Below are 13,522 nucleotides of genomic sequence, written 5' to 3'. Positions count from 1 at the left end.
GTCAGTCGAGCGCGGCGATGACAGCGGCCTGCGCGTGGAGCGCGGTGGTGTCGAACAGCGGGACCGCGCTGTCCTCTGCGCGAACCAGCAGCATGATCTCGGTACAGCCCAGGATGATGGCCTGCGCGCCCGCCGCAACCAGGCGCGCGATCACGCCGCGATACGCCGCGCGCGAGGTCGGCGAGACGATCCCGGCGACCAGTTCGTCATAGATGATCCGGTGAACGGTGGCGCGGTCGGCCGCCTCCGGGATGACGACCTCCAGCCCGTGGCGCTCGGTCAGGCGCCCGCGGTAGAAATCCTGTTCCATCGTGAAGGCGGTGCCGAGCAGCCCGACCGTCGTCAGCCCGGCGGCCTTGATCGCGGCGGCGGTAGGGTCGGCGATGTGGAGCAGCGGGACCGCGACGGCGGCCTCGATCGCGGGCGCCATGCGGTGCATCGTGTTCGTGCAGATCAGCAGGACATCGGCGCCGGCCCCCTCCAGCCTGCGCGCGGCATCGACCATCCGCGCGGTCAGCCCGTCCCAGTCGCCATCATGCTGGAGACGCTCGATCTCGGAAAAGTCGAACGACCAGAGAAGGCAGCGCGCCGATGCGGTCGGTCCCCGGCGGTCACGCACACCCTGATTGAGCAGGCGGTAATATTCGGCCGAGCTTTCCCAGCTCATTCCCCCGATCAGCCCGATCGTCTTCATCCCGCATCCCCCGCACCGACATGGCGCATCGCGACATCGCACCGCGCATAGCGCGCGCCATAGGTCGCCATGATGTCGGCGTCGTGGCGGAATCCTGCCTTTTCATAGAGGTGGATCGCCGCGGCGCAGCGCGCATTGGTCAGCAGGTAAAGCGGGTCCGCGCCCATTTCGCGCGCGCGCGCGATCGTCGCGTGGAGCAGGAATTCGCCCGCCTTCAACCCGCGCGCGCTGGCGCGGACGCCCATCTTGGTCAGCTCGATCGCATCGCCGCCGCTGCGCTGCAGCGCGCAGGTGCCGACGATGCCCAGTCCCTCCGCCTCGACGAACAGGATCGCGCCGCCGCCCCGGATGATCGTGCCGCGCGGGTCGTCCAGAACCTGCCGATCGGTGGCCTCCAGCCGGAACATTTCGGTCAGCCATTCGGTGCCGATCGCGGTGAAGTGGTGGGCCAGACCGTCGCTGAAGTCGCGGATGCGCAATGGCTGCGGCGTCACCGCGGCGGCACGGACATCGAGCGGGAGGCTCGCCAGCGCCTCCTCGAGCGCGGCGATGCGGGCGAGAAGCGACGCCGCGTCACCGTCGCACAGGGTATCGACCGCGCCTTCTATGCGCGGCCAGACGAGCAGGCGGGCGCGGGCCATGACCGCGCGCCCGGCATCGGTGAGCGAGACGGTGCGCCGGCGCTGATCGGTGCCCGTGTCGGAGCGGACGAGGTCGAGCGCGACGAGCTGTCCGATCGCACGGGTGACGCCGGGCTGGCTGATGCCGACCGACTGGACCAGCTGACCGATCGTCAGCGGGCATGCCTCCAGCGCGGCCAGCAACGGCATGTGGGTCGGCTGGACCGGCAGACCGGCCTCGGCGATGACGCGCGCCGCCCCAGCCTGCATCCGTTCGCCGAGCCGCTTGAGCCGGCTCCCCAGGAAGATGCGCCCCGACTGGCGCAGGATGTCCGGTTGCATGCGCGGCCCCATAACGTGCTATATATCACGCTATGGCCGTGCGGAGTTTTCGTCAACGCGCATGATTGTTTCAGTCGCGACGATCTGCTGTATCTGCGCGCATGAAGAGGATGTTCGCTGCGAGTCTGCTCGCGCTTTCCGCCGCCGTCGCGACCCCTGCGATGGCCCGTCAGCTCACGATCGCCGATGTCACGATGCTCAGTCGCGTCGGCACGCCGACCATGTCGGGCGACGGGCGATGGCTGGTCTGGGCGCAGCGCGAGACCGACCTGGCCGCCGATCGCGGTCGGTACGACCTGTGGCGGCTCGACCTGACCGTGCCGAATGCGCGGCCGGCGAAGCTGGCGGCGGATGCGACGCTGGACGAGAACGATCCGCAGATCGTCGGCACGACGGTCTATTTCTCCGCCGATGATGCGATCTGGTCCGTTCCCGTCACCGGCGGGACGCCGCGGCGGCTGACCGATTTCAAGGGTGGGTTCAACGGCTTCAAGGTGTCGCCGACCGGGGACCGCGTCGTCGTCTGGGCGGATCGCAAGCCGGGCGCGCCGTCGCTTGAGCCGGCGATGGAGAAGAAGGCGGCGGATGCCGGCGTGGGGCGGACGTACGACCAGCTGTTCGTGCGGCATTGGGATACGTGGGCCGACGGCAACCGATCGCAGCTGTTCGTGCTGCCGCTGACCGCCTCCGGTGCGCGCGGCAACGGCACGGCGGTGGTCGGCGCGCTGATCGGCGACACGCCGTCCAAGCCGTTCGGCGGTGCCGAGGAAGTGTCGTGGAGCCCGGACGGGCGCACGATCTATTTCGCGCTGCGCGAGGCGGGCCGGATCGAGCCGCTGTCGACCAACCTCGACATCTTCGCCGTGCCCGCGGACGGCAGCGCGCCGCCGGTCGATCTGACCGCGCCCAATCAGGCGACCGATACGCAACCGGCGGTGTCGCCGGACGGGCGCAAGCTCGCCTATCTCGCGATGCGGCGCGCCGGATACGAGGCGGACCGCTACGTCCTGACCATCCGCGATCTGGCGACGGGGAAGCTGACGTCGCTGACCGAGCGCTGGGACCGTTCGGTGGGCTCGATCAACTGGGCGCCGGATTCGCGCTCGCTGTACGTCACCGCGGAGGACATGCAGGAGGTGCCGCTGTTCCGTGTCGATGCGACGACGGGACAGGTGTCCCGGCTGACGCAGGAGGGCCATGTGTCCGCCGTCGCGGTCGGGCCGAAGGGGGTCGTGGTGGCGATGGACAGCCTGACCGCGCCCGGTGATTTCTATCGCGTCGCCGGCGCCGGCACGCCGGTGCGGCTGACCAGCGTCAATGCGGCGAGGCTGGCCGGCGTCGAGATGCCGACGGTCGAGCGGTTCAGCTTCAGGGGCGCGAATAACGACACCGTCTGGGGCTATGCGGTGCGCCCCGTGGGTGTCGCGGGCAAGCTGCCGATCGCCTATATGGTGCACGGCGGGCCGCAGGGATCGAGCAACAACAGCTGGTCGTATCGCTGGAACCCGGCGGTGTTCGCGGGCGCGGGCTATGCGCTGGTCGCGGTCGATTTCCACGGGTCGACGGGTTACGGGCAGGCGTTCACCGACGCGATCCGCAACAATTGGGGCGGGTGGCCGCTGGAGGACCTCCAGAAGGGGCTGGCCGCGGCGACGACGAAGTTCGACTGGCTCGATCCGGACCGTGCCTGTGCGCTGGGCGCGAGCTACGGCGGCTATATGATGAACTGGTTCGAGGGGCGCTGGCCCGATCGCTTCAGGTGCATCGTCCAGCATGACGGCGTGTTCGACGCGCGCGCCATGGCATACGAGACCGAGGAGCTGTGGTTCGACGAATGGGAGCATGGCGGAAAGGCCTATTTCGAGGACCCCGCCGCGTTCGAGAAGTGGAACCCGGTGAATTACGTCGACAAGTGGAAGACCCCGATGCTGGTCATCACCGGCGAGAAGGACTTCCGCATCCCCTATACGCAGGGGCTGGCGGCGTTCACCGCGCTGCAACGGCGCGACATTCCGTCGCGGCTGCTGGTGTTCCCGAACGAGAACCACTGGGTGCTCAAGCCCAAGAACTCGCGGCAATGGTATGGCGAGGTGATCGGCTGGATGGATCGCTGGACGAAGGGGACGCCCACCAACTGATCCCCACCTCCGTTCACCCTGAGCGAAGTCGAAGGGCACGCGGCACCGTCGCCGCATGTGCTTCGACATCGCTCAGCACGAACGGAGGTTGGAACCGCCGGGCGCCTCGCTTATGCGCAGCCGCATGACCGAACTCGCCAAGACCTTCGACCCCGCCGCGATCGAAACCAAATGGTACGCCCATTGGGAGGAGAACGGCCTGTTCCACCCCGAGCGCGCCGGTGCGGAGCCGTGGACGATCGTCAATCCGCCGCCCAACGTCACCGGCTCGCTCCACATAGGTCATGCGCTGGACAACACGTTGCAGGACATCCTGACGCGGCATGCGCGGCTGAAGGGCAAGGATGCACTGTGGGTGGTCGGCACCGACCACGCCGGAATCGCGACGCAGATGGTGGTCGAGCGGCAGATGGCGCTCCGGCAGCAGAAGCGAACCGACTTCACCCGTGACGAATTCGTCGCGAAGGTGTGGGAGTGGAAGGCGGAGAGCGGCGGGCAGATCACGCGCCAGCTGCGGCGGCTGGGCTGCTCGATGGACTGGGCCAACGAGCGGTTCACGATGGACGAGGGCTTCAGCAAGGCGGTGCTGAAGGTGTTCGTCGAGCTCTACAACCAGGGGCTGCTGTACCGCGACAAGCGGCTGGTCAACTGGGACCCCGGGCTGGGCACCGCGATCAGCGACCTGGAGGTGGAGACCAGGGAGGTGCGCGGCAGCTTCTGGCGGCTGCGCTATCCCTTGGAGGACGGCAGCGGCTTCATCGAGGTGGCGACCACGCGGCCGGAGACGATGCTGGCGGACATGGCGGTCGCGGTCCATCCGACGGACGCGCGCTACACCGATCTGGTGGGCAGGAACGTGCGGCTGCCGATCACCGGGCGGCTGATCCCGATCGTCGCGGACGAGCATGCCGACCCGGAACTGGGCAGCGGCGCGGTGAAGATCACGCCGGGGCACGACTTCAACGACTTCGAGGTCGGCAAGCGCGCCGGGTTCAAGGCCGCCGACATGCTCAACATGCTCGATGCCAAGGCGCAGGTGGTCCAGACCGCGGACGGGCTGATCCCCGACGATCTCCTCGCCCTGCCCGTCGCGGAGGCGCGCAAGGCGGTGGTCGCCCGGCTCAAGCGCGACGGCGTGCTGATCCCGCATGTCGACACGGACGGCGTCGAGCATGATGCCGAGCCGCGCACGATCCAGACGCCGTACGGCGACCGATCCGGCGTGGTGATCGAGCCGTGGCTGACCGACCAATGGTATGTCGATGCCGCGACGCTGGCGAAGCCAGCGATCGAGGCGGTGCGCTCCGGCGCGGTGCAGGTCGTGCCGAAGACGTGGGAGAAGACGTATTTCAACTGGATGGAGAACATCCAGCCGTGGTGCGTGTCACGGCAGCTTTGGTGGGGGCACCGCATACCGGCGTGGTTCGCCGAGGACGGCAGCGTGTTCGTCGCGGAGACGGCGGAGGAAGCGCAGGAACTGGCGGGCGAGGGCGTCACGCTGACGCAGGACCCCGACGTGCTCGATACCTGGTTTTCCAGCGCCTTGTGGCCGTTCGCTACGATGGGCTGGCCGGAGAACGGCGACCCGACGCTGGGCGGGCGCTATCCCAACGACGTGCTCATCTCCGGGTTCGACATCCTGTTTTTCTGGGATGCGCGGATGATGATGCAGGGGCTGCACTTCATGAAGGACGTGCCGTTCCGCACGCTCTACCTGCACGGGCTGGTGCGCGCGGCGGACGGGGCGAAGATGTCCAAGTCCAAGGGCAATACGGTCGATCCGCTGGGGCTGATCGACCAATATGGCGCGGACGCGCTGCGCTTCTTCATGGCGGCGATGGAAAGCCAGGGCCGCGACATCAAGATGGATGAGAGGCGGGTCGAGGGCTATCGTAACTTCGCGACGAAGCTGTGGAACGCCAGCCGCTTCGCGCAGGCCAACGGCATCGGCGGGTCGGATACGCTGGAGCCGCCCGCCGCGACGCTGTCGGTCAACAAGTGGATCGTCGCGGAGACGGTGGCGACGGTGCAGGCCGTCGACCTGGCGCTGGCCGACTATCGCTTCGATGCGGCGGCGAACGCGATCTACCAGTTCGTGTGGAGCCGGTTCTGCGACTGGTATCTGGAGCTCATCAAGGGGAATATCGACGCCGAGACGAAGGCGGTGGCGGGCTGGGTGCTCGACCAGATCCTGGTGCTGCTGCATCCGTTCATGCCCTTCATCACCGAGGAATTGTGGCATGCCCTCGCGCCGCGGAGCCACGACCTGATCGTCGGGCAGTGGCCGATGCCGGACGCGCGCGCGCTCGATCCGGCGGCGACGCGCGAGGTCGAGCGGCTGATCGAGCTGGTCGAGGCGGTGCGCGCCGCCCGCGCGGAGCTGAACGTGCCGCCTGGCGCGAAGATCGCGCTGCACACCGGCGCGGGCGCGGTGCCGGAGGCGGTGGCCTCCTACGTCGAGCGGCTCGCGCGCGTCACGCTGACGCCGGGCGAGGCCAACGGCGCGCGCGCACCGATCCTGTGGGGCGCGGAGACGTTCGCGCTGGCGCTGGACGGGGTGATCGACCTCGACGCCGAGCGCGCGCGGCTGACGAAGTCGCTGGCGGCGGCGCAGAAGGAGCGCGATGCGCTGGCCGGGCGGTTGGGCAATGCGAGCTTCGTCGAGCGCGCGAAGCCCGAGGCGGTCGAGAAGGCGCGCGCGGATCACGCCGAAAAGGCGGCGGATGCGGAACGGTTCGCGGCGGCGCTGGCGCGGCTGGGGTGAGGGTGTTTCGCCCGTTTCTTTGCGGAGGCTGGACCCCTTCGAGGGTTGCCGTGCTCCTGCGCAGGCAGGAGCCCAGAGCCAGGCAGAACAACGCCTTGTGGGACCTGCAACCCCGTGCTCCTGCCTGCGCAGGAGCACGGTGGAGACTGCTTCGAAGGTCCCGGCCTTCGCCGGGGAACTGGTAACAGCATGAGGGTAGGGGGCTGTCCCTCGCGCGCATCTTCCGTCACATCGGGAACAAACCGGCCGCCGGGGGGATGAAGCGCGCATGTCCGATGAAGTGGCCTCCGCCGCCCCGCCGCAGCATCGCGGCCAGCGCGACCTGACGGTGGGGCCGATCGGTCCCACGCTGCTCGCCTTCGCGCTGCCGACGCTGGGGTCGAACATCCTCCAGTCGCTCAACGGGTCGATCAACACGATCTGGGTCGGGCGTTTCCTGGGGGAGGATGCGCTGGCGGCGACCAGCAACGCCAACATCATCATGTTCCTGATGTTCGGCATGGTCTTCGGCTTCGGCATGGCGGCGACGATCCTGGTCGGGCAGAGCTGGGGGCGGCACGATCACGACGGCGCCAAGCGCGCGTTCGGCTCCGCGATCGGGCTGGTGCTGATCGGATCGGCGCTGACCGCGGTGCTCGGATACGTCTTCGCGCCGCAGATCCTCACCGCTCTGGCCACCCCCGGGCGGGCGTATGACGAGGCGCTGACGTATCTGCGCGTCATCTTCCTGGGGCTGCCGGCGTCGATGCTGCTGGTGCTGATGTTCATGGGGCTGCGCGGGATCGGCGATTCGCTGACGCCGCTGTGGTTCATGGGCGTGTCGGTGGTGCTGGACGCGGGGCTGAACCCGATCCTGATCGCAGGCGTCGGCCCGACGCCGGAACTGGGCATCGCCGGGTCCGCACTGGCGACGCTGATCGCCAATGTCGTCGCCTGCGGGGCGCTGGTCCTCTACATCCGCTGGCGCGACCTGCCGCTGCGACTGGCGGGGCGCGAGATCGGCTACATCGTTCCCGATCGCGCGCTGGTGGGAACGATCCTGGCCAAGGGGCTGCCGATCGGGGCGCAGATGCTCGTCATTTCTGGCGCCGGGCTGGCGATGGTGGGGCTGGTCAACCGCAACGGCGTCGACGTGACCGCCGCCTATGGCATCACGCAGCAATTGTGGACCTATGTCCAGATGCCGGCGATGGCGATCGGCGCGGCGGTCAGCGCGATGGCGGCGCAGAATATCGGCGCGCGCCGCTGGGACCGGGTGAGCGCGATCACGCGGTCGGGCATCCTGTTCAACGTCGTCATCACCGGGTCGGTGATCGCCGTCGCGCTGATCTTCGACCGGCCGCTGCTGATGCTGTTCGTGCCGGAAAGCAGCGCGGTGCTGCCGATCGCGCAGCATATCAACGTCATCGCGACATGGGGCTTCGTGCTGTTCGGTGCGACGATGGTGCTGTTCGGCACGGTACGCGCGAACGGCGCGGTGTGGGGGCCGCTGGCGATCCTGTTCCTGTCGATGTTCCCGGTGCGGCTGGGGATCGCGGTGCTGCTTCGGCCGATGCTGGGGGTGGATGCGCTGTGGTGGAGCTTTCCCGCGGGCTCCGCGACGACGGTGACGCTGGCGGCGCTCTATTACGCGCACGGCGGCTGGCGGCGGGGCGCGCTGGTAGTGCCCCGGGGGCATGAGTGCGAGGAGCGCAGTCATGCCGATATCGAGCCGGCCGGCACGGTGAAGCCGGCGGGGTAAAAGAGGCGGAACTAGGTGCCCCGCGGGACCATCACCTCGATCACGCCGGCGGCGACATGGGCGGTGACCGGGGTGTGCGCCAGAACCTCGCCGTCGATCGAGATCGGGAGGGGCGGGTCGGTGCGGACCCTGATCGACGTGCCGGAGAAGCTGACCGTGTCGTGATGGCGCTCGTCGCGACCCAGGAAGCTGAAGAACCAGTTCTTCACCAGCCGCCGCTTGTAATGGCCGCGCACCGCCTGCACCACGATCCTGCCGGAGGTGACCGATGCGTCGTCGACCAGCCAGGTGCCGCCATGATACGGCCCGTTGGAGATGCGGACCTCCACCACGCGCAGCTTCTTTTCGCCGGTGCCATCGTCGACGAAGAGCGTGAACGGCTTGAACCGGCCCAGCTGATACCCCGCCCAGCCGAGATAGCCGACGCGCCCCAGCACCTTCTTCAGCCGGTGGGGTACGGTCTCCGCGATCTGCGGGCTGAGCCCCATGGCGGCGCAATTGGCGAAATAATCCTCGTCGATCATGCCCAGATCGATCCGCTTGGGCTCGCCGGTCGCGAACACGTCGATCGCGCCGTCGACGTCGAGCGGCAGGCCGAGCGTGCGCGCGAAGCTGTTCGCGGTGCCCAGCGGCAGCACGCCCAGGATGACGTCATGCCCGACCAGCAGGTCGACCAGCCCGCTGATCGTGCCGTCGCCGCCGCCCAGGATCACCAGCTGCGGCCCCTTCTCCAGCGCCTTGCGCACGGTCCGGTCGAGGTGCGCGGGGTTCTTCACCGCATAGGCATCGACCTTGAACGGCAGGTCGCGCAGCCGCTGGCAGGCACGGCGGAACAGCTTGCGCCCCTTTCGCGACCTGGCGTTCACGATCATGGCGGCGCGGGTGATCTCGGTCATGCACGCTGAACGCACGAGGTTGCGTTCCGCTGCCGTAACGCTTGGTCGTAATGCTTGCATGCCGCGGCGCGATGCGGGACACGCCGTGGCATGACCGCCGCTTACCCCGCATTGCGCCTGCGCCGTACCCGCGCGCACGGCTGGAGCCGCCGCCTGCACGCAGAGAACGTGCTGACCGCGGCGGACCTGATCTGGCCGTTGTTCGTGACCGAGGGCGAGGGCGTGGAGGAGCCGATCGCGACCTTGCCCGGCGTCTCGCGCTGGTCGGTCGATCTGGTCGTGGCGCGCGCGCGCGAGGCGCACGCACTGGGCATCGCCTGTCTGGCGCTGTTCCCCAATACCCAGCGCGAGCGGCGCAGCGACGACGGCGCGGAGGCGCTGAACCCCGACAATCTGATGTGCCGCGCGATCCGCGCGATCAAGGCGGCGGTACCGGAGATCGGCGTGCTGACCGACGTCGCGCTCGATCCCTATACCGCGCACGGGCACGACGGGCTGATCGATGCCGCTGGCTATGTGATGAACGACGCCACGGTCGCGGTGCTGATCGAGCAGAGCCTGAACCAGGCGCGCGCGGGGGCGGACATCATCGCCCCCAGCGACATGATGGACGGGCGCGTCGGGTTGATCCGCACGGCACTCGAACGCGATGGCCATGCCAATGTCCAGATCATGTCCTATGCCGCGAAGTACGCCAGCGCCTTCTATGGTCCCTTCCGCGACGCGGTCGGCAGCCGCGGGCTGCTGAAGGGCGACAAGACGACGTATCAGATGGACCCGGCCAATGCCGAGGAAGCGCTGCGCGAGGTCGCGCTGGACCTGGCGGAGGGGGCGGACAGCGTGATGGTGAAGCCGGGGCTGCCGTATCTCGACATCGTGCGGCGCGTGAAGGATCGCTTCGAAGTACCTGTCTTCGCTTATCAGGTGTCGGGCGAATATGCGATGATCGAGGCGGCGGTGGCGGCGGGCGCGGCGGACCGCGACGCGATGGTTCTGGAAACGCTGCTGGCATTCAAGCGCGCGGGCTGTTCGGGCGTGCTGACCTATCATGCGGCTCATGCCGCGCGGCTGCTGGCGGCGCGATGATCGAGACGGAACGGCTGATCCTTCGCCCCTGGGTGGAGGCGGACAAGCCGGCGTTCGTCGCGCTCGTCAACACGCCCGCGATGATGGAGCATTTCGGCGGCGTCGCCGAGGCGCCGGCGGTCGCGGCGCTGATCGACGCGCAGATGGCGAACCAGGCGCGCGACGGCCATTGCATGTGGGCGGTCGAGGCCCGCGGCGGCGCGCTGGCGGGCATTTGCGGCCTGCGGATCGGCGGGCACGCCGGAACCCCGGTGCCCGATGAGCTGGAGATCGGCTGGCGCATCGGCGAGCGCTGGTGGGGGCAGGGAATCGCGCGTGAGGCGGCGGAGGCGAGCATCGCCTGGGGCTGGGCGCATACGGCGCGGCGGCGGATCGCGGCGTGGACCAACCGCGGCAACACGCGCTCCTGGGGGCTGATGGAGCGGCTGGGGATGCGGCACCGGCCGGAGCTGGGCTTCACCCACCCGAGCTTCGCCGCGGACGATCCGATCGGCGCGATGATCGTCTATACGATCGATCGTCCGGCGTGATCGTCACCGACCGCCTCGTCCTGCGCCGCTGGCGCCGCGACGACATCCTGCCCTTTCACGCGATGGGGCAGGACCAAGAGGTCATGCGCTACCTCGGCCCGCCGATGTCGATCGAGGAATGTGTCCGCGTGCGACGGCGCATGAACGCGATCCACGGGAATCGCGGCCATTCCTTCTGGGCGCTGGAGCGGCGGGCGGATAACGCCTTCATCGGCTTTTGCGGGCTGATGCCGGGGACGCCCCCGATCGACGGACAGGTGGAGGTGGGCTGGCGCCTCGCGCGCGGCGCCTGGGGGCAGGGGCTGGCGGGCGAGGCGGCGCGCGCCACGCTGAAATGGGCGTGGGAGCATCTCTCCGTCCCCGCTATCGTCGCGGTCACGGTTCCCGCCAATCGCCGCAGTCGCGCGCTGATGGAGCGGCTGGGCATGGAGCGGTTGCGCGGCGGCGACTTCGGGCATCCCGATCACGCGGCGGGCCATCCGCTGCACCATCAGATCCGCTACGCCATCGCGCGGCCGGCGCATGTCTGAGGGGCGCGCGGTACGGCCGCTGTTCGTGCTGACGATCCTGGCGGGATCGTTCCTGCTCTTCCTGGTCCAGCCGATGATCGCGCGCATCGCGCTGCCGCGGCTGGGCGGCGCGCCCGCGGTGTGGAACTCCGCGATGCTGGTCTATCAGGCGCTGTTGCTGGGGGGCTATGCCTATGCCCATGCGCTGGGCCGGTTGCCGCCGCGGTGGCAGGGGCAGGTCCATGTCGCGCTGCTGCTCCTCGCCTGCGCGTTCCTGCCGATCGGGCTGAGCGATCGGGCGCTGCCGCCGGAGGCCGAGCCCGCGCTGTGGGTCCCGTGGCTGTTCGCGCTGTCGATCGGACCGCTGTTCTTCGCCGTATCGGCGCAGGCACCGCTGGTGCAGCGCTGGTTCGCGGTCGTCCGCCCCGGGGGCGACCCCTATCCGCTGTATGCCGCGTCCAATCTGGGGAGCTTCGCCGGGCTCATCGCCTTTCCGCTGCTGGTCGAGCCATCGCTGGCGGTGCCGCAGCAGCGCTGGCTGTGGAGCGCGGGCTATCTGCTGCTGGTCGTCCTGACCGCGCTCGCCGTGCTGCTGCTGCCGGGCGGCGCGGTCCCGACGAAGGAGCAGGCGCGCGAGCCGGCGCCGACACGCGGGCGCGTGGGGCTGTGGATCGCGCTGGGGCTGGTGCCGTCCGGACTGATGCTGGCGACGTCGACCTTCATCAGTACCGACCTGGTCGCGATGCCGCTGCTGTGGGTGATCCCGCTCGCGCTGTATCTGCTCAGCTTCTCGATCGCGTTCGCCGCGCGCCGCGCGCTGGCGGATACGCTGACCACCGCCGCGCCGGTCACGATCCTGCTGTTCGGCGGGATCATGATGGGCGGCTTCACCGAGACGCCGACGCTGACCGTGGTCATGTCGCTGGTGCTGCTGTTCATGGTGTCCGTCGCGCTCCATACGCGGCTGTACCGGCTGCGCCCGGAGCCGGCGCGGCTGACCGGCTTCTATCTCGCGATGTCGACGGGCGGCGCGCTGGGCGGGGTGTTCGCGGGGCTGATCGCACCGGCGCTGTTCGACTGGACGTGGGAATATCCGCTGCTGGTGCTGGGCGCGGGCCTGCTGGTGCCGCAGACCTATTTGACCGCGGGGCTGCGCGCGTGGTGGCATCGCCCGGGGACGAGGGCGGCGGCGGTCGCGGTGACGGTGCTGGCGCTGGCGGTGACGCTGGCGATCTATGCCGCGGAGCCGGGCGGGTTGCGGATCGTGCGGCATACGACCGCGACCTTCGTGATCCTGGCGGTGCTGGGGCTGGCGACGCTGGGCGCGCGGCTGCCGTACATGCTGGTGCTGGGAAGCGCGCTGCTGTTGTTCGGCGGCGCGCGCTCGCTGTCGCTGTCGATGGAGCCGGGCGCACGGCTGCGCAGCTATTTCGGCGTCTATACGCTCGTGGACGAGCCGGCGCGGCGCACGCTCATCCACGGGACCACTTTGCACGGCGTGCAGCTGACCGGCAGCGCGGCGCGCGAGCGGACGCCCACGACCTATTACACGCCCGGCTCCGGGGTGGGGCGCGCGATGCTGGCGGCGCCGGCGCTGTTCGGCGCGCAGGCGCGGATCGGCGTCGTCGGGCTGGGGACGGGGACGCTGGCCTGCTATGCACAGCCCGGGCAGCGCTGGACCTTCTACGAGATCGATCCCGCGATGGCGACGCTGTCGCGCGAGCGGCGCTTCACCTTCCTGTCGCGCTGCGCGCCGGATGCGCGGGTCGTGCTGGGCGATGCGCGGCTGTCGCTCGACCGGCATGCTCCGGGAAGCCTCGACGTGCTCGCGCTCGACGCCTTTTCCTCCGACGCGGTGCCGATGCACCTGCTGACGCGCGAGGCGTTCGCCGGCTACGCCCGCGTGCTGTCGCCGCGCGGCGTATTGGCGGTGCACATCTCGAACCGCTTCATCGACCTGCGCCCCGTGGTCGCCGCCGCGGCGAAGGCAGGGGGGTGGCAGGCGATGGTGCTCAACCACCGGCCCTCGACCCTCGACGAATCGGCCTCGCCGTCACTGTGGATCGTGATGACGCGCGATCCCGAAAGCTATGCGCTGATCGCGCTGGACGGCGGCAAATGGAAGCCGCTGCGCGGGCGAGCGGGGTTCGCGCCGTGGACCGACGACGCCGCGACGATCCTGCCGCTGCTGCGGTTCTGATC

Annotated in this window: 10 protein-coding genes; 7 read left to right on the top strand and 3 right to left on the bottom strand. The window is 69.4% G+C overall.

Going from position 1 to position 13,522, the window contains the following annotated elements:
- Position 1: 1 nt before the first annotated feature.
- Complete coding sequence (locus tag PGN23_RS12690; RefSeq protein WP_335303279.1) at positions 2–694, bottom strand: aspartate/glutamate racemase family protein; 693 nt, start codon at positions 692–694, stop codon at positions 2–4.
- Entirely contained in the window at positions 691–1,656 is a 966-nt protein-coding gene (locus tag PGN23_RS12685) for a bifunctional helix-turn-helix transcriptional regulator/GNAT family N-acetyltransferase (RefSeq protein WP_335303278.1), read from the bottom strand. Before PGN23_RS12685 ends, PGN23_RS12690 begins: the two co-directional genes overlap by 4 nt.
- A gap of 101 nt (positions 1,657–1,757) precedes the next feature.
- Here PGN23_RS12685 and PGN23_RS12680 point away from each other — a divergent pair, with 101 nt between their 5' ends.
- From PGN23_RS12680 to PGN23_RS12670, 3 genes are all read left to right on the top strand, one after another.
- Positions 1,758–3,794 (top strand): S9 family peptidase, encoded by a 2,037-nt coding sequence (locus PGN23_RS12680; RefSeq protein WP_335303277.1) that lies wholly within the window; start codon positions 1,758–1,760, stop codon positions 3,792–3,794.
- A gap of 124 nt (positions 3,795–3,918) precedes the next feature.
- Entirely contained in the window at positions 3,919–6,558 is a 2,640-nt protein-coding gene (locus PGN23_RS12675; RefSeq protein WP_335303276.1) for a valine--tRNA ligase, read from the top strand.
- A gap of 268 nt (positions 6,559–6,826) precedes the next feature.
- The gene (locus tag PGN23_RS12670) at positions 6,827–8,299 is read left to right on the top strand and encodes an MATE family efflux transporter (protein WP_335303275.1); all 1,473 of its coding nucleotides are present in this window, start codon (positions 6,827–6,829) and stop codon (positions 8,297–8,299) included.
- Positions 8,300–8,310: 11 nt separating this feature from the next.
- Here the strand turns inward: PGN23_RS12670 and PGN23_RS12665 are convergent, their stop codons facing one another.
- Complete coding sequence (locus PGN23_RS12665) at positions 8,311–9,195, bottom strand: diacylglycerol/lipid kinase family protein (RefSeq protein WP_335303274.1); 885 nt, start codon at positions 9,193–9,195, stop codon at positions 8,311–8,313.
- Positions 9,196–9,285: 90 nt separating this feature from the next.
- Between PGN23_RS12665 and hemB the strand changes: the two genes are divergently transcribed.
- From hemB to PGN23_RS12645, 4 genes are read left to right on the top strand one after another with little or no spacing between them, the layout of a single operon-like run.
- A complete protein-coding gene (hemB, locus tag PGN23_RS12660) occupies positions 9,286–10,281 on the top strand; it encodes a porphobilinogen synthase (RefSeq protein ID WP_335303272.1) in 996 nt (331 codons plus the stop codon).
- Positions 10,278–10,811: a GNAT family N-acetyltransferase gene (locus tag PGN23_RS12655; RefSeq protein ID WP_335303271.1), complete on the top strand. Its 534-nt coding sequence runs from the start codon at positions 10,278–10,280 to the stop codon at positions 10,809–10,811. Before hemB ends, PGN23_RS12655 begins: the two co-directional genes overlap by 4 nt.
- Positions 10,808–11,341, top strand: coding sequence for a GNAT family N-acetyltransferase (locus tag PGN23_RS12650; protein ID WP_335303270.1), 534 nt, complete (start codon positions 10,808–10,810; stop codon positions 11,339–11,341). Before PGN23_RS12655 ends, PGN23_RS12650 begins: the two co-directional genes overlap by 4 nt.
- On the top strand, positions 11,334–13,520 hold the full coding sequence (locus tag PGN23_RS12645; RefSeq protein ID WP_335303269.1) for a spermidine synthase: 2,187 nt from the start codon (positions 11,334–11,336) through the stop codon (positions 13,518–13,520). The genes PGN23_RS12650 and PGN23_RS12645 overlap by 8 nt, the downstream gene beginning before the upstream one ends.
- The last annotated feature ends 2 nt before the right edge of the window (positions 13,521–13,522 follow it).

Source organism: Sphingomonas adhaesiva (genome assembly GCF_036946125.1).
Lineage (GTDB): Bacteria > Pseudomonadota > Alphaproteobacteria > Sphingomonadales > Sphingomonadaceae > Sphingomonas > Sphingomonas adhaesiva_A.
The sequence above is the reverse complement of the archived record's forward strand: the minus strand, read 5'-3'. Positions and strand labels throughout refer to the sequence as shown.